We start from the raw sequence: 16,025 nt of genomic DNA on the forward strand, positions 1-16,025 counted from the left end.
TGCCTGCCGGCCCTTGTTCCCAGGTCCGGCCACCGCTGCCTGATCCGCCGCACAACACCTCCGAGATCGCCGTACGGGTGCCGCGCGGCTCATCCCGGTGGCGCCGGCGAAGAGCTTCCAGCTAGCGGGAATGTCCGACGCCTGACGCGGGTGGCAGCCTGGGGTCGTGGAATTGCGCTGCCTGATCGTCGATGACAGCCGGCGGTTCATGGATGCCGCGCGCCGGCTGCTGGAGCTGCAGGACGTCCGAGTCGTCGGCGTGGCCACGACCGGCGCCGAGGCCGAGTCCCTGGCCTCGGCACTGCGGCCGGACGTGGCGCTGGTCGACGTGGGGCTGGGTGAGGAGAGCGGCTTCGACGTGGCGGTCCGGCTGGACGACGTTCCGGTCATCATGATTTCCACCCGGGACGCGGCCGACCTGGGCCAGCTGGTCGAGGAGAGCCCGGCGATCGGGTTCCTGGCCAAGTCGGGGCTGTCCGGGCCGGCCATCCGGCAGTTGCTCAGCGAGCCTCGAGGAACGTGAGAACGGCCAGCACCCGGCGGTGGTCGTCATCGGTCTCGGTCAGCCCGAGCTTGTTGAGAATGCTGCGCACGTGCTTCTCGACTGTGCCCTCGGTCACCCACAGCCGCCGGGCGATGCCCGCGTTGGAGCGGCCCTCGGCCATCAGCGACAGCACCTCGCGTTCTCTGGCGCTGAGCACGTCGAGGGGATCGTTGCGGCGTCGGGCCGACACCAGCTCCTGAACGAGCGCCGGATCCACGACCGAGCCGCCCTTGGCGATCCGCCGCGCCGTGTCGACGAACTCCTCCACGTCGGTCACCCGGCTCTTGAGCAGGTAACCGATCCCACCGCCGCTGGCCAGCAGCTGCATGGCGTGCTCGGCGTCGGCGTGCGCCGACAGCACCAGGATGCCGATCTCGGGATGTTCCTCGCGGATCTGCGCGGCCGCCTGCAGCCCCTCGACGGTGTTGGTCGGCGGCATCCGGATGTCCACGATGGCGAGCTGCGGCTGCGTCTCGCGTACCAGCGCCAGCAACTGCCCGGCATCGCCGGCCTGGCCGATCACTTCCAGACCGGAACGCTCCAGGAGGCTGGCGAGCCCCTCGCGCAGCAGAACGTCGTCGTCAGCGAGAACCACCTGCGTACCGGGCATATAGGCATTATCCCGACCTCATCGTCGTGTCGGTACACTCCGGGAATGTTCCTTGGCCGGTCACGCCGACCAGCGGGCGACGTCAGCCGCGGTCTGACCGTACGCGCGGTGGCGGCCGGAGCCGTGCTCGCACTGATCGTGGGCGGGGCCTTCGCGGTGCTGCTGGCCTCGATCGCCAACCTGCGCGACGTCCGGCTTCGCGAGCAGCGCTCCGCATCGGTCCTGACGATGGCCAACCGGCTGGAACGTCTGATCATCGACATGGAGGCGGGCCAGCGCGGCTTCGCCCTCACCGATCAGGAGGCGTTCCTCCAGCCCTGGCGCGAGGCCATCGCGGCATTTCCCGGCCAGGCGAGCGCGCTGGAGCGGCTCGTGGCGGACACCCCCGCCCAGCGTGCGCGGGCCCGGACGATCACCGCGGCCGGCACTTCCTACATCAACGACTACTCCGTCCCCCTGGTGGAGGCCATACGCCGCGACCCGGCCAGGGCGCGGACGGCGGAAATCTCCGAGGGCAAGCGCCGCGTGGACGCGATGCGCGCGGACTTCGACGCGCTGGTGGCCGCCGCGTTGTCGATGGCCAGGTCCGAGCAGCAGCGCTCCGATGCCGCGGCACATCGCGCGAGCGCCGTGGGAGTGTCGAGCCTGATCGCGTCGGTCGCCCTGATCGGCGCCTACTCCGGCTACCTCACCCGCGCGGTGGTGGTTCCGGTACGGCGGGTGGCCGGAGCGACCCGGCGGCTGGCGGACGGCGATCTCCAGGCACGCGTGTCCGAGCGCGGCGCCGGCGAGGTAGGCGTGCTGGAACGCGGCTTCAACACGATGGCGGTCACCCTCGCCCGGCAGCAGGAGGAGCTGGCCGCCTCCCGCTCGCGTATCGTCACCTCCGCCGACCAGGCCCGCCGCCGCATCGAACGCGACCTGCACGACGGCATTCAGCAGCGGCTGGTCTCGCTCGTACTGGAAGTGCGGGCCACCCAGGCAGGGCTGCCGCCCGACCGGCACGAGCTCGCCGAGCCGCTCGACCGGCTGGCCGAGGGGCTCGGCGAGGCGGTGGACGAACTGCGCGAGATCTCCAGAGGCATCCATCCGGCGATCCTGAGCGAGGCGGGATTGGGCCCGGCGTTGAAAACCCTGGCCCGCCGCAGCGCCGTACCGGTGGAGCTGGAGTTGGATGTACCCGGCCGGCTGCCCGAGCCCGTGGAGGTGGCCGCCTACTACGTGGTCTCCGAATCGCTCACGAACACGGCCAAGCATGCCCACGCCACGACCGTGACCGTGCGGGCGTACCTGGCCGACGGGATGCTGCGGCTGCAGGTCAGCGATGACGGCGTGGGCGGCGCCTCGACGGGCGCGGGCTCCGGGCTGCTCGGGCTCGCCGACCGCGTCGAGGCGCTCTCCGGCACGATCGCGCTGGTCAGCCCGCCTGGCGAGGGCACCACGCTCAGCGCCGAACTCCCGGTCGACGGCGGCTGACCCGACGCCGGGACTCCAGCCAGGCTGCCGGTCGGTCGTGGCTGACCCCACGCCGGGATTCCAGCCAGCAGGTAGCCGGGATGGCCGCTGGCCAGGACGACAGTGACGGTCGGCAGCGCACATCCTGGGGGAAGTCCCCCGGAAGGAGCCTGCTGTGCAGCCATTGTCGATGGTCCCTGCCGACGTCGTACCCAACGTCTCGATCAGACAGCCGCGTTCCGGCCCGAGCTGGATCCGGATCTTCCTCGGCGGGTCGGTGCTCTGGGTGGCGACCGTGGTCGTCACGTTCGTCACCGGCAACACGAATCTGATCCCCACCATCATCCTGGTCGGCAGCTTCCTGGTTCCAGTCACGTTCGTCGCCTTCGCCTTCCGGCACGGCGACGCCGTGATCACCGCCCAGCGCGTCTTCGCCGCGTTCGTGTACGGCGGCGTGCTCGGCGTTCTGGGCGCCTCAGTCCTGGAGTCGGCGTTCCTGGCCCACGCGTCGGGCTGGACCTACCCGGCGATCGGCATGATCGAGGAGGGTGTCAAGCTGGCCGCGTTGTGGCTGGTCGCCCGGCGCCTGCCCTTCTACACCGCGCGCGACGGCATGGTGCTCGGCGCGGCCGTGGGCTTCGGCTTCGCCGCGCTCGAGAGCGCCGGATACGCCTTCAACGCGCTGTTCACCTCCCACGGCTTGTCACTGCTCGACCTGGTCGAGACCGAGGCCTTGCGCGCGGTGCTCGCTCCCGTCGGGCACGGGCTGTGGACCGCGCTGCTGGGCGGCGTCCTGTTCGCGACCGCCGCACGCAACCGGAGCGGACGGCCCCAGCCGCGGGCGGCGCTGCTCGGCTGGTACATCGTGGTGGTCCTGCTGCACGCCCTCTGGGACGCCTCGCAGGTCATCGCGGTGTGGCTGACGCTGCTCCTGACCGGCACGCGGGACCAGTGGACGTCGATCGTCCAGCTGGGCGAGCTGCCCGGCGTCACCCAGGCGCAGGTACACGTGTTCACCATGCTGAACTGGGGGCTGCTCGCCATGGACGGGCTGATCGGGCTGGCCCTGCTCCTGCTGCGATGGATCCCCCTCCAGCGGGGGCGGGCGACTGCGCCGGTCCTGCCGCCGATGAACGTGTGATGACCGCCCGCATCTCGGGAGCGGCTCCGGAAGCCGCGCTCGACGTGGCACAGGAACCGCACCAGCCATCACGACCGGAACGCCGGCCCGAGGTCTCCGACGGCGGGCGGTCAGGCCTGGCCGGACGAGGATGCTCCTCCTGCTGGTGCTCGGCAGTAAGGCGGCGCTGCGGGAGCTGGCCGATTCCCTGCGCGAGGAGGAGGCCGCCCATGGGATACGTGTCACCACGGTCAATTCTGCGGCGACGGCGACCGACCTGCTGGGGGAGGTCAGGAGCGCCTTCGGGCGCCCGTATGATCCCGAGCTGTGCATCCGTACAGTCCCCTCTGTGCAGGTCGCCGTTCCGGCTAATGTCGTTGAGGAGATCGGCAACTACGGCGCCCATTCGGCCGGGGCGGGATCGGCCCCAGCCCGCACGCCCGGCCCGGCCGCACGCCGGGTACTGGGACGATGCGGAGCTTGATGACGGATCTTTATGTACGACGGCGAACGGCGTGGGCCATCCTGAAGGCTGCGCTGCTCACCGTCCATGCACTGTTGTCGGGAGTTGTGGGCTTCCTGGTCGTGGTCGGCTTCACTTCTACGTTCATCTCAGATGGGAGCAACAACAACGGCGCCGGGATGCTGCTGGGCTGCTTGACCGCCTTCGTGTGCGTGGCCCAGTTCCTGCCATTGCTCCTGGCCGTCGCCGTCCGCCGGATCAGCTCGTGGTGGGCGGCCGCCCACGCCGTGCTCTTCACGGCCTCGCTCGTCCTCATCGCCTGCGCCGCCATGTTCGAGACGGGCTCGGCGGACAGATAGCAGCCGCCAGGGCAGTGTGGCTAGATCGTCCGGCCCGACCAACTCGTATCGGCCCAAGATGCCGGCCAGCGTCTTGGTCTGGTGCGCCACGCTGGCGGAGCACTGCTGGGCTCGGGATGTCGCCGGATTGAGTCCTCGGACGTTGCAGAGCCTGGTCAAGCCGGTTGTCGAGCTGCGTGAGGTCTACGGAGCCCTGCCGAACTCCACCCCGATCTGATCCGGCCGTAGGGGGGACGGGTTTTCGAAACTCTACGCCGACATCGGCCGACGTGGCGTTCGTCAATCCCGGCCGTGGACGAGGCGCGGCGGACCGGCTGATTCCACCGCCGAGAGATCGGCCGCCTCCCACGGCACGCCGGCGCCGGTCGGAGCTTGCGATCGCCATGGCCCGATATATATGGCGCCATATGCCACTGATCGCGTTCAGTTGAGTGCAATCTGTGATCTTTATCACCTCCGTCCCTCTCGACCCCGAGCGGTCCGATGATCGAAAATCGACGGCGACCCCACCTACCGTGCTCACAGGCGGGATGAGACTTTGGGCGAAGCGACTTTCAAGGTCCTGGGGCCGGTACAAGTGCGCTGGTCGGAGAGACGGGAAGCCCGCTTGAGCGGGAAGCAGCGCGCAGTGTTGACGAGCCTGCTTCTTCATGCCAACACCGTGGTTCCCAGGCAACGGTTGGTCGCGGCCTTGTGGGAGACTCCACCCACCTCGGCCGTCTCAAATCTGCAAACCTACATCGCCCAGTTACGTCAAGCGCTGCCGCCCGGTACGCGCCTTCTTACCAGGGGAACGGGATACCTTTTCGAGGCGCTCCCGGAGGAGGTGGATCTGCTTGCCTTCGAGCAAGCGGTCCAGTCGGCGAGGGCCGAGCACGAGCAGGGCAACGCCTGGGGCGCCGTACACCAGTATGAGACGGCGCTGTCGCTATGGCGGGGCGGGCTGGCTGAAGGCACCGAACTCGTGGGCCCGGTGCTCGCCCGCGCAGCCCAAGTAGAAGAGCAGCGCACAGCCGTACGGCTGGACTGGTCCGAGGCGAAGCTCGGCCTGGGCCAACCCGCCGAGGTGATACCTGAACTGCGTGCCGTCGTGGCGGAGCAGCCGCTACGTGAACGCGCGTGGCATCTGCTCATGCTCGCTCTTTCACAAACTGGACAACGCGACGCGGCGCTTGAGGCCTTCGGGCACGCCCGCGCGGCCCTCATCGACGATCTGGGTATCGAGCCCAGCAGGAAGCTTCAGCAACTCCAAGCCGACATCTTGGCCGACACCGTCACCGTCGGCAAGATGGAAACGTGGCGTCGGATATGCCAGCTTCCCGCAGACATAGCCGACATCGTGGACAGACCCGAGGAACTCCACCGGGTGACCACGGCATTGCGTCGGAACACCGACCGGACAACACCAGCAATCGCGGTGCTCCTCGGGCCTTCCGGGATAGGGAAGAGCACCCTGGCCGTTCACGCCGCGCATCAGCTTCGCGAGGACTTTCCGGACGGCCAGCTCTACCTGAACCTCAAATCGGGCGGCACGGCACGCGAGCCTGCCGCTCTCCTCGCTGAAGCGCTTCGCTCACTGCAGTGCCTTGGATCGGACATCCCCGACTCGACCGAAAGCAGAGCAGCGCTGTACCGCTCATTGCTGGCCGATCGGGCCGTGCTCGTCGTGCTCGACGACGCTGAGCATGAGAAGCAGGTGCGTTGCCTGCTGCCCGGAACACCGCGTAGCGCGGTACTGGTTACCAGTCGCAGTCCGCTCCCCACACTGGCGGGCGCCACCCGCATTGCGGTCGACCTGCCGTCCGAAGCCGTGGGACAGATGATGCTGGCGCAGATCGCCGGAGAGGATCGGGTTCGGTCCGAACCCGATGCGGCCCGGGCCATCGTGCTGGCCTGCGGGCGGCTTCCGTTGGCCATCAGGGTGGCGGGGGCCAGGCTCGCGACGAGACCGACCTGGCCCTTGCAGGAGCTCGCCACACGATTGACGGGCGGGCAGCCCCTGGACGAACTGGTCCTCGGCGAGTTGGACATCCGCCGGACTTTCGCCGCGAGCCACCAGCTGTTGCCGGATCTGGCTGGACGGGCTTTCCGGCTGTTGGGGTTGGCAGGGATCGACGATTTCGCGGAATGGGTCGTGGCCGCATTGCTGGGTGTGTCTCCACGTGAGACGGACACGACTCTGGAAACGCTCGTGGCAGCCGGCCTGCTGAGGATGGGCGAAATCGATCAGAGCGGTCAGCCGCGTTACCGCATGCACGATCTTCTGCGGAAATTCGCCCACGAACGTGCGGAGGCCGATGATTCGCCGGAACAACGGGATGTGGCGATACGGCGGTTCGTGGACGAGTCGCTGGCGAGAGTGCGCGTCGCCGGGTTGGCGTATCCGCCACCGGTGGTCCCGATGGCGGCACCTGGGACTTCCGACGGACGGTCTCATGGAGGAGCCGCATGGTTGTCGGCGGAGCGTGAGACGCTGTTGACCGCGGTTGGACTCGCCCATGCCGATGCCGCAGCAGAGCTGGTCCTTCGCCTCACTCCGTTCCTCGTCATCACCGGTTTTCGGGTGGAGGCCACGCGTCTCCTGCAACAAGCGGCCCAGCGAACGACTGATCGCGACAGAGCAATTCTCGCGCAACTGGCGCAGGCCGACATCGAGTTGGACCTCGGGCGGTTGGAGACGGCGCGCGACATGTTCCGGACTGTGTTCGACCACTTCCGTTCGAGCGATGACGCTCATTCGGCCGCCTACGCACTCACCGGACTGGTCGCCTGCGACCTCTTGGAGACAGAGCCTGAAAGCTGGAGGCAGATTGGAGTCAAGGAAGTCTTTTCCCGATTTGAGTCGGCAGACGGAATCGGCGACCTGCTGGATGGCCTGTTCGCCGTGTGCGCAGCTCACCAGCAGGATCACCAGGAAGTCATTCGCCTTTTCCGGCAGGCCCTGTTGCTCATCAAGGAGCAACAGTACGGCGACCCGATCGCACGGTTCCTGCGTGCCCTGCTCACCGGGATCATCTGCTTCCGCAGTGACGATGCGCAAGGGGCCATCAAGTGTTACCAGGAGGGCCTCGACATCAGCCACGATCTTGGATGGGGGCCGGGCGAACGCTACACGTTGCGTCGGCTGAGCGAGGCTTACCGCGCCGCCGGGCGGCCCGGAGACGCGGTGAACTCGCTTTACAGACTGTCGCTTCTGTCCGCGCAGACCGGTGATACGTACAACGAGGCGTTGTCCGCCTACTTCCTCGGCGAGGTCAGCCTTGAACACGGGCAGTCGCAGGCTGCGGCCGACTATTTCATACGCTGCCACGACCTCATGGACAGACACGGAAATCCGGTGTGGCGTGCCCGTGCCCGGCAAATGATCGACACAGTCCGAGCTGAGTCTGGATCTGCCCGAGTCCAACCCGCCGCGGATGCCACGAACCAGGCGCCCTGAGAACCGGATCGGCGCGGCCGGAACGCGCCGCAGTGGACCTTCTTGATCGTGACGGGCTGCCGGCCGCGACGAGACGTCATCTGACCTGCGAAGGCACGCGTGCCAGCGTGGCGAACACGGCGATGGCCGCCATCGCGACCGCGGCAACGAGCAGCACGGGTTGCGGCCCCCACAGCTCCACCAGGTACCCTCCGGCCAAAGCACCGAGCGGGCTCACCCCCAACGCCAGCATCGCCGGAACGCTCGTGACCCGCCCCATCAGGTCCTTCGGCGTGTTGGAGATCACGTACGTCATGGTCGCGACGTCGAGGACTCCGGCGATCAAGCCGACGCATCCCCATCCCACCGCCAGCACGGGCGGTGCCGTGGCGAACGCGACGACGGCGATTGCACCCAGCCAGAGCCAGCAGGCCAGCCTGAGCACTGTCACCGGGCCGACATGCTGAAGCACCCGTGGGGCGACCGTTGAGCCCACGACGCCGCCCAGACCGGTGGCTCCGAGAATCAGCCCGACTGCCGCAGGCGAAGCCCCCGCCGATGTGGCCAGCACGATGAGCAGGATGCCGAGCATCTGCCAGAGTACGTTCGTGGTGGTGAAGACGGCGACCGCCAACCGGAGAAAGGCATCGCGCCAGATCCATCGCGCGCCCTGGGCCATGTCGTGCACGGCGCCCCGCACACCGCGCCCGCGGTCGTCGCTCGCGTCTTCGACGCCCACATGTTCGGCGACTGCCGTGCCGTCCAGGCGGCCGTGCGCATCGGGAAGACCGTGCGCGTCGGGAAGACCGTGCGCGACCACCTCGGCCTCCGCCGCCCGGCGCACAGGCATGCGAGTCCAGAGGATGGTCACCGCCGCGGCCGATTGGGCGATCAGCCCCGCCACGAAGGGGAAGGCATTGCCGATGCCGAGGAGGAAGCCGCCCACAGGCTGACCGGCCAGTGTGGCCGCCGCCAGCGCCCCCTCGTTCCTCGACACCGCCCATGTCGTGTGTTCCTTGGGGACGACCTCGGCGATCGCCGGCCCGAGTGCGCGCTGGTGCAGGACAGTCAGCGTTCCTTCGACCACCACCGTCGCCCACAACACCGGCATCCACGGACCGTCGGCGGCGATCGTGACGGCGAGCAGCCCGATCGCCACTGCCCTGCCGACCTGGGAGATGACCAACAGCCGCCGCCGATCGTGCCTGTCCACCAGAACGCCGAAGGGAAGCGTGAAGAGCAGGTGCGGTGCCATCGACGCGAACCGCACCCACCCCGCAAGCACCGGCGAGCCGGTCAGCAGCAGGGCGAGGAGCGGGTAGGCGGCCGCGCTCGCCCTCGCGGCCACGGTGGCCAGGCTCGATCCCGCGAACAGCAGCCAGAAGTCGCGCCGCCAGCTCACACGTCGGCCCTGACGCGTCCGACAATGTGAGTGATCAACTTCATCAGGTCGGGGCAGTAGACCGATGGGTTGAGGAAACCGGACCCTTCGCGGTAACGGTGTGGATAGAGGCCGCCGCCGCAGGTGTCGCGCAGCGAGCAAGCCCTGCACTTCTCGCTCAAAGCCTCGATCCCTATCTGCCGAGCCGCGACCGAGGGATGCTCCAGCGCACGGTCGAAGGGTCCGTCGCGCACGGTGAGCCCGGTTGCGGGTGCGCCGTCGAAAGCGGCCTTGAGCGAGTCGACCTGCTCGATGGAGCCGTCGGTCTCGATGACCACGAGTCGTGCGGGCTGCAGGCCGACGGCCTCCGTCATGCTCTGTCCGCCCAGCGCCATGCGGATGACGCTCTCGAACAGCCGAACCCGTGTCTGCCTGCTCGGCGCGGTGTACCACCGCTCGAAGATCTCCAGGAGCCAGTCCGCGTACGGCGTGTGATCCTCGTCGGTCGTACGCTTCGGGGGTGGGCTGGACCAGGTGCCGTGCGGCAGCAGGAAGTCGATGGCGGGCGGTCGCCACCTGAGCAGTTCCTCGTAGGTGCCGATCGGGTCATTGTCGACGTTGATCGTGCACAGCAGTCCACGGAACTGCGCCCGATACGGTCCGGAGGCGAGGAGAGCCAGCCCGCGGGCCACAGCCTGGTAGGAACCGCGCCCTCCCGCGTAGCGCCGGTGCTGGTCGTTGTCCTGCTCGGCCCCGTCCAGGCTGACGCTGACGCCGATACGACGTTCGGCGGCAGTCCGCAAGAAGTCCTCGTCGATCAGGGTGCCGTTGGTCTGCATGCTCACCGCGACCTGTACATCGGGCTCCAGCACGCCGCGCAGGTCGGCGACGAACCCGTCGATCCACGAGGTTCCAGCGAGCAACGGCTCCCCTCCATGGAGCACCGCGTTCACGGAGGGGAGCCGGTGAACTCGGGCGTGCTCGGCGATGCGGTCGATCGTCGCCTTCATGGTCGCCGAATCCATCACCTTGTCGCGGGAAGACCAGCTCTGGTCGGCCATCTCGTACATGTAGCAGTAGTCGCACGCAAGATTGCACCTGCTGTGAATCTTGATCACGAACTGCGTGAACGGCAGCGGCCGCCATCCCGCCCTTTGCAGGGCGTCCATGTCGAGAAGGTCCGGCCACTCGGAGGTCTTCCTTCGCCCGGAGAACGAAACCGACGACTTCAACGCACGCCCCTTTCAGTCCACTGGCCTGCTCGGTTTCTTAGAGGGCGCTGTTGAACAAGTCGGCCGAGGCGGAGTCCTGCATGTCGGCGATGACGGCCTCGAGGACGGTCAGTTCGGTCTCCATGACCACGTTTTCCTTTCGCTTGGTACGGCGAACCACACGGCTAACGTTGACATCCCGCGCCACAGAATCACTTCGGCCTCACCACAGTCCCCGCCATCGCGCCGGTCTTCACCGTGCACCCTCCCGTCGACCCGGCGCAGATCCAGAGGCGGGCCCTGGGCGCACTGCGGAGCAGGCTGGGACCCCACCGCTGGATTCGAGTGCCGCGATGGTGAGGTGTGGCGTGGTGGCGCCCGGCGCGATGGACGGGATCCGAGGCCTTCACACAGAGCTGCGGGTAGCCCCCGCCAAGACGATGTGCGAACGGCTGCCGGAACAAGGCATGGACGCGAATCCCGGTGGTGACGGTCACGTGGGCGGGGATGCGTTGGCGGACAGGACTGTCGGCAGGACCTCCGGGACCTCAGAGGCTCGCGTCACTCTTTGCGGAGCGTTCATGTCGAGAAGGTCCGGCCATCCGGCGGTCTTCCTTTGCCGGCGGAACGAGGCCGACGGCTTCAACGCACGCCGGCCTGCTCAGCTTCTCAGAGGGAGCTGAGGAACAAGTCGGCCGAGACGGAGTCCTGCATGTCGGCGATGACGGCCTCGAGGACGGTGAGTTCGGTTCCCATGACCACCTTTTCCTTTCGCTTGGTACGGCGAACCACACGGTCAACCTTGACATCCCGTGCCACAGAATCACTTCAGCCTCACCACAGTCCCCGCCAAACGCCCTCGCTCATCCAGCCGGTCCCGCAGGCAGGGCTATCGGCAGGGCTTCCTGGACCCCAGAGGCTCGCGTGATCGGGTGCACTGATCCCGGTCTGGGCAGGGGCAGCACCCGGACCCGGTGCAGGGAACGGATGCCGCAGCTTCATCTGGTGGGATCTCGTCAACTTCGGTCCAGCCGTTTCAAGAACGGCCCCTGGCGGGGTGTTCACGAGTGTGCCTGGCCTGCGATAAGGCTGGCCTGCCAAGATCGCTTGCCAACGCGACGATGCTCGCTTCCCGGACGGCTCATACGGTGAATGACGGCGGTGCCGAGCCCTCTCTCCCACGAGGGAGCATGATCCCCGCGGGAGAGGTCTGTAACAGGTGACGTGGCAGGGCCGGCGGGCGCGTAGGCCGTTCGGAAGCCCTGCCAGCACCGGATCTCAGAGGCCGATCTTGCCCACGCCAGCGCCGGCAGTGACCGTCGACTTCACCGAGCAGTTGCACTCCCGGAGTGTAGGAGTACGGGATCGTGGCCACGCTGCTCGCGTTGCGCGACAGGCCGTCCGAGGCGCGGGTGAAGTTGTTGTGGTCGATCCAGATGTGGTGCGAGCCGTCCTGAACGTTGATGGCGTCGTCGCGGGAATTCTGGATGGTCAGGTTGCGGATGATGATATTGCTGACGCCGTTCATGGTCAGCCCGCCACCGTTGAGACCTGAGCCGGATCCGACCGTCGAGCCACCGGCGCCACCGGTCGTACCGCCGTTCATGCCGGCAAATCCGACGGGGCTGGACTCGGCGGCGAGGGCCGGTTCCGCGCTTACCAGGACGCTGACCACCGCGGTGATGCCCCATCTCCACCCGCCCTTCGCACCACGCCGTCTACCCCGGTCACGGTCAGGGCCGCCCCGTCATGGCGGGCGCCGTGCACCCGCTCCCGTAATGCTCGCAGGTCAAGGTGCGCCTGCAGGAGCTGGCGTGCAGCTCACGCCCCTGCTCGACGATCGTGTCCTCCAGCTGGTCATGCGTCAGCGACGCGGCGGCCGCAGCGGTGAGCTGTCCGATCAGACAGTTGCTGACGTCTTCGCCTCCGCAAAGACGTCAGCAGTGACGTCTGTGTCGTACGGTGCCTACACAGGGCTCTTCTTTCGTTCAGGGACGATTGGGTTGGCACCTTCGAACCTGACGACGGAAGAGCCCCGCCACAATCACCTGCCCGGTGACGAGGCGGCCCGGCCGATGCCAGGGTCCTTGTCACGCCCCGTCTGTCATTCGCTCACGTGACTGTGGCGGGCTGGGCGGACAGGAGGGTCTGTACCCAGCCGCCGACGTCGACGGTGTCCCGGCCGGTCAGGTCGTCGCCTCGGCCGTCGTAGGGGTTGACGTCGCGGTAGTGGTGCATGGAGTTTTCGCGGTGGTGGCCGAAATAGACACCCCCGCCAGGCGACAGCAGGTGGTCGAAATTCTGCCAGGTGGAGTCGCGTAGCTGGTAGCGCTTCCAGGAGCCGGCACCGCTGATGTTGTAGGAGATGAGCTGCCCTCCGGCCGTGGTGCCGAGGATCCAGTCCTCTCCGGTGGCGGTGAGGGTTTTGAGGGTGAAGCCGCTGCCGATGGCGATGTTGCCGGTGATGTCGGCAAGGGCAGGTTTGGCGGCGGTGATGGTGTAGCGGTGGAGGGTTCCGTTCTCAATGCCGAACAGGTGACTGGTGCCGTCGTAGGCAAGCAGGTCGTGGGTGTAGCCGCTGCCCAGCAGGAAGGGCGGCTTGAAGGTGAGGCTGTCACGGTTGCTCTGCACGTCGACGCGATACAGCTTGCCGTTGGCGTCGGTGAGCAGGATGGTGTTGGAGTTGAGTGTGGCCATGGCCTTGGGCGTGAAGCCGAGGGTGGCTGTGGACACGACCGCGCCGTGGGTGCGCTTTCCGGTGGCGGCGTCGATGGTGGTATAGGTCAGCTGCCCGTTCGGCAGCACCCCGTACACCGACGTGACGCCCTTTGGCCCGCCGAAGTGCGGGTTCTGCGCGTGGGTGAGGGTCTCCCAGGCCAGGAAGTGGGACACTCCGTCGGGGCGGCTCTTCTCGACCCACTGCTTGGCATAAGGAACATCGTCGTACCCGAGACGGTGGTGCAGCGCGTTGAAGCCGACCTCGAAGTGCTTCCCGAGGTCCTTGGTGACCTTTCCGCCGCACAGCCACGAGGGCACCGTCCCGCCCAACTGGAGGCGAGCGTGGAGGTCCATGGCGCGACGCAGCCGGTGCTTGGCCACGGCGTACAGGTCCACACCTTGGTGGCCGGCCGTCTCGGCGACGTGGGAGATGGCCGCGAGGCCCCATCCGGTGTGCCAGAAGTCCCGGCAGGTCTCCTGGGTCAGCCCGTCCACGAACGTGGTCTGCCCGTGCCAGTAGTCGATGATCTTCGCTTTGGTGTCGTACTGGCTGTTCGGCGGCGCCTTGGGGTACGAGCCGTCCGTCTTGAGGTAGATGTAGGCGGGCAGCCTGCCGCGCCAGGTCGCGATCGCCCGGTCGAAGGAGGCCCGGTCGTCGAGGTGCACGGCGATGCCGATGGCGGCATCGGTCATGATCAGTTCCCAGTTGCCGTTGTTGTTGGGCCTTCCGGCGATCAGGGTCGGGAGGTACACGGTGCGCAGCTTGCCGGCGAGCCGGCCGGCCTGGGTCCACCCGGTGTAGGTGTGCTTGATGAGTTCGGCGGCGCGGGAGAAGTTGGCGCCCGCCCACCCGGTCTGCAGCGGCGCGTTCTCCCCGGTGTGTTTGGTGATCACGGCTGACCAGGCGTCCATGATCTGGATCGCCTTCTTGGCGTAGCGGGAGTCCTTGGTGAGGTACCACTGGAGGGCGTGCGTGTAGGCCGCCATGGCGTCCTCGCGTTCGTCCGAGCAGCCGATGTCGGGGTTCGACGACGGGCCGCAATTCACCTCGGCGCGAGGGTGGGCCGTATAGGACAGCTTGGCAAAGCGATGGCTTTGCAGGGCGTTCCAGGCAGACTTCCACGGCTCGTTGCCGAGGTTGGCCCTGACGAAGTCGAGCTGAGCACGGCTGACCAGGACGCCAGGATGCTTGAACGCGGCCGCCTGCGCAGGCTGCGGCACAGATAAGGCCGCGGCCACGAGCATGGCGGCGGCAAGAGGACGGACGAGACGCACGGGCTTCCTTCCAAGATTCGGACGCCCATTCCGCCAGCCGTCGGTTCAGCTGTCAAGGCGTTCGGGCTGTGGAGGGGTGCCCGCTATACCGAGCACATACCGCACCCTGGCGATCTGGGGTACCTGGCCACGTTCCGGCAGAAACCGCACCACCTCACCTCGGCCTGGCAGGATGCCTACAGCCGATCCGCGCCCATACCGTGCAGAGACCCGCCCGGCCGCGGCGAGGGCGCGTCCGGCAGGCGCGACGTGGGTCAACGGCTGCCTCAAGGGTCATCACCTCGACTTGGTCGACCCCAAGAACCGGCTCGCCCATGGCCGCGTCGCGCAGGCCACCCTGGTCGCACTCATGGTCTGCGTCGCCAATCTGCACATGCTGGCTTCGTGGCGGCAGACCACCGACCGACGGCCCGTCGCGCACACCGCGGCGACTCTCGCCTCTGGCCAGAGCAGTTCCCCACTGCCGCCCGCGCGCAGCAGGCCACCGCCAGCCAGCCGCTGACTCCGATCCCGGTCAACTTGCCGTTTACCTTGTGGAGTTATTTGGCTTCATGGCGTGAATCCGGCACGCGGGTACGGCTGCCTCTTTTTTCCGGGAGGCCTGCCGCTGCATCTGACCTTCGCAACCAAGGGCGAACTGGCCATCGACCTGCTCGGCGAGGCCTACGCCGACGACGTACGCCTGGACTTCGTGGCCGGTGACGAGGTCTACGGCGCCTGCACCAAGCTGCGGACCTTCCTGGAAGAACACGGCCAGGCCTACGTCTTGCGTATCCGTGCCACCTTCACCCTCGCCCTCGGCGGCGGCACCCTGCCTGACCTGCGAACAAGCCGTGGCCAAGCATCTGAGGCAGAAACGCCGGTGGGTCATCCGCTCGGCCGGGACTGGCTCCAAGGGCGAGCGCACCTACGCCTGGGCCTGGATCGCCACTGCCAGCCCCGCCCACTATTTGCTGGTGCGCAAGCACTGCAAGAGTGGTGAACTGGCCTTTCACTACTGCTTCGTGCCCGCCGGTCAGCCAGCCACCCTGGCCCGCCTGATCACCCCGGCCGGGCTGCGATGGCCGGTGGAGGAGAGCTTCCAGGCCGGCAAGGACCTGTTCGGCCTGGACGAGTCCCAGGTCCGCCTCCACCAGGCGCTGATGCGGCACCTTGTGCTGGTCATGGCCCGCCTTGGCCGTCTGCGCGGCCACCGCCGCCGCGACCCGGCACCGCACCGATACCCAGGCCACGCGCCCCACCCGTCCCGACGAAGCACCGCCCGCCGACCCTGGCCTGATCCCGCTGACGATCGCAGAGGTCAAGCGCCTGTTCAACGCCATCACTGGCCACGCACCGACCCTGGAACTCGTTGCTCACTGGTCAGCCTGGCGACGCCGCCATCAAGCACGCGCCCGCTGGTTCCATCGCCGCGCCCGCCTGGCCACCGCATACACCCAGCTGAGCTAACGAATGGCAGCTGTCGCTAGGA

Annotated in this window: 16 protein-coding genes; 10 read left to right on the forward strand and 6 right to left on the reverse strand. The window is 67.7% G+C overall.

Features of this window, described 5'->3' with window-relative positions:
- Positions 1-166 precede the first annotated feature (166 nt).
- On the forward strand, positions 167-523 hold the full coding sequence (locus ACIBVN_RS21395) for a response regulator (protein WP_397138854.1): 357 nt from the start codon (positions 167-169) through the stop codon (positions 521-523).
- On the opposite strand, the gene ACIBVN_RS21400 is transcribed toward ACIBVN_RS21395, so the two are convergent.
- Positions 501-1,154: a response regulator gene (locus ACIBVN_RS21400; RefSeq protein ID WP_397138856.1), complete on the reverse strand. Its 654-nt coding sequence runs from the start codon at positions 1,152-1,154 to the stop codon at positions 501-503. The genes ACIBVN_RS21395 and ACIBVN_RS21400 overlap by 23 nt on opposite strands.
- 45 nt (positions 1,155-1,199) lie before the next feature.
- Between ACIBVN_RS21400 and ACIBVN_RS21405 the strand changes: the two genes are divergently transcribed.
- From ACIBVN_RS21405 to ACIBVN_RS21430, 6 genes are all read left to right on the forward strand, one after another.
- On the forward strand, positions 1,200-2,630 hold the full coding sequence (locus ACIBVN_RS21405; protein ID WP_397138858.1) for a CHASE3 domain-containing protein: 1,431 nt from the start codon (positions 1,200-1,202) through the stop codon (positions 2,628-2,630).
- 154 nt (positions 2,631-2,784) lie between these two features.
- Positions 2,785-3,750, forward strand: coding sequence for a PrsW family intramembrane metalloprotease (locus ACIBVN_RS21410; protein ID WP_397138860.1), 966 nt, complete (start codon positions 2,785-2,787; stop codon positions 3,748-3,750).
- A 130-nt stretch (positions 3,751-3,880) separates the two neighbouring features.
- Complete coding sequence (locus tag ACIBVN_RS21415) at positions 3,881-4,213, forward strand: hypothetical protein (RefSeq protein ID WP_397138862.1); 333 nt, start codon at positions 3,881-3,883, stop codon at positions 4,211-4,213.
- Positions 4,213-4,551, forward strand: coding sequence for a hypothetical protein (locus tag ACIBVN_RS21420; protein WP_397138864.1), 339 nt, complete (start codon positions 4,213-4,215; stop codon positions 4,549-4,551). Before ACIBVN_RS21415 ends, ACIBVN_RS21420 begins: the two co-directional genes overlap by 1 nt.
- A 58-nt stretch (positions 4,552-4,609) precedes the next feature.
- Positions 4,610-4,768 carry a hypothetical protein gene (locus ACIBVN_RS21425; protein WP_397138866.1) on the forward strand — a complete coding sequence of 53 codons (159 nt, stop codon included), beginning with the start codon at positions 4,610-4,612 and terminating at the stop codon, positions 4,766-4,768.
- 360 nt (positions 4,769-5,128) lie between these two features.
- Positions 5,129-7,990 (forward strand): BTAD domain-containing putative transcriptional regulator, encoded by a 2,862-nt coding sequence (locus tag ACIBVN_RS21430; protein ID WP_397138928.1) that lies wholly within the window; start codon positions 5,129-5,131, stop codon positions 7,988-7,990.
- 76 nt (positions 7,991-8,066) lie between these two features.
- On the opposite strand, the gene ACIBVN_RS21435 is transcribed toward ACIBVN_RS21430, so the two are convergent.
- The 5 genes from ACIBVN_RS21435 to ACIBVN_RS21455 form a co-directional block, all read right to left on the reverse strand.
- The gene (locus ACIBVN_RS21435) at positions 8,067-9,371 is read right to left on the reverse strand and encodes an MFS transporter (protein WP_397138868.1); all 1,305 of its coding nucleotides are present in this window, start codon (positions 9,369-9,371) and stop codon (positions 8,067-8,069) included.
- On the reverse strand, positions 9,368-10,519 hold the full coding sequence (locus ACIBVN_RS21440) for an FxsB family cyclophane-forming radical SAM/SPASM peptide maturase (protein ID WP_397138870.1): 1,152 nt from the start codon (positions 10,517-10,519) through the stop codon (positions 9,368-9,370). Before ACIBVN_RS21440 ends, ACIBVN_RS21435 begins: the two co-directional genes overlap by 4 nt.
- Before the next feature lie 100 nt (positions 10,520-10,619).
- Positions 10,620-10,742, reverse strand: a complete 123-nt coding sequence (locus ACIBVN_RS21445) for a hypothetical protein (RefSeq protein WP_397138872.1) — start codon at positions 10,740-10,742, stop codon at positions 10,620-10,622.
- A 960-nt stretch (positions 10,743-11,702) separates the two neighbouring features.
- Entirely contained in the window at positions 11,703-12,236 is a 534-nt protein-coding gene (locus ACIBVN_RS21450) for a hypothetical protein (RefSeq protein ID WP_397138874.1), read from the reverse strand.
- Between the two features lie 437 nt (positions 12,237-12,673).
- Positions 12,674-14,554: an alginate lyase family protein gene (locus ACIBVN_RS21455; protein WP_397138876.1), complete on the reverse strand. Its 1,881-nt coding sequence runs from the start codon at positions 14,552-14,554 to the stop codon at positions 12,674-12,676.
- 286 nt (positions 14,555-14,840) lie between these two features.
- Between ACIBVN_RS21455 and ACIBVN_RS21460 the strand changes: the two genes are divergently transcribed.
- From ACIBVN_RS21460 to ACIBVN_RS21470, 3 genes are all read left to right on the forward strand, one after another.
- A complete protein-coding gene (locus tag ACIBVN_RS21460) occupies positions 14,841-15,056 on the forward strand; it encodes a hypothetical protein (protein WP_397138878.1) in 216 nt (71 codons plus the stop codon).
- Between the two features lie 54 nt (positions 15,057-15,110).
- Positions 15,111-15,536, forward strand: a complete 426-nt coding sequence (locus tag ACIBVN_RS21465) for a transposase (protein WP_397138880.1) — start codon at positions 15,111-15,113, stop codon at positions 15,534-15,536.
- Between the two features lie 170 nt (positions 15,537-15,706).
- Positions 15,707-16,003 carry a hypothetical protein gene (locus ACIBVN_RS21470; protein ID WP_397138882.1) on the forward strand — a complete coding sequence of 99 codons (297 nt, stop codon included), beginning with the start codon at positions 15,707-15,709 and terminating at the stop codon, positions 16,001-16,003.
- The last annotated feature ends 22 nt before the right edge of the window (positions 16,004-16,025 follow it).

Source organism: Nonomuraea sp. NPDC049400 (assembly GCF_044466425.1).
Classification (GTDB): Bacteria; Actinomycetota; Actinomycetes; order Streptosporangiales; family Streptosporangiaceae; genus Nonomuraea.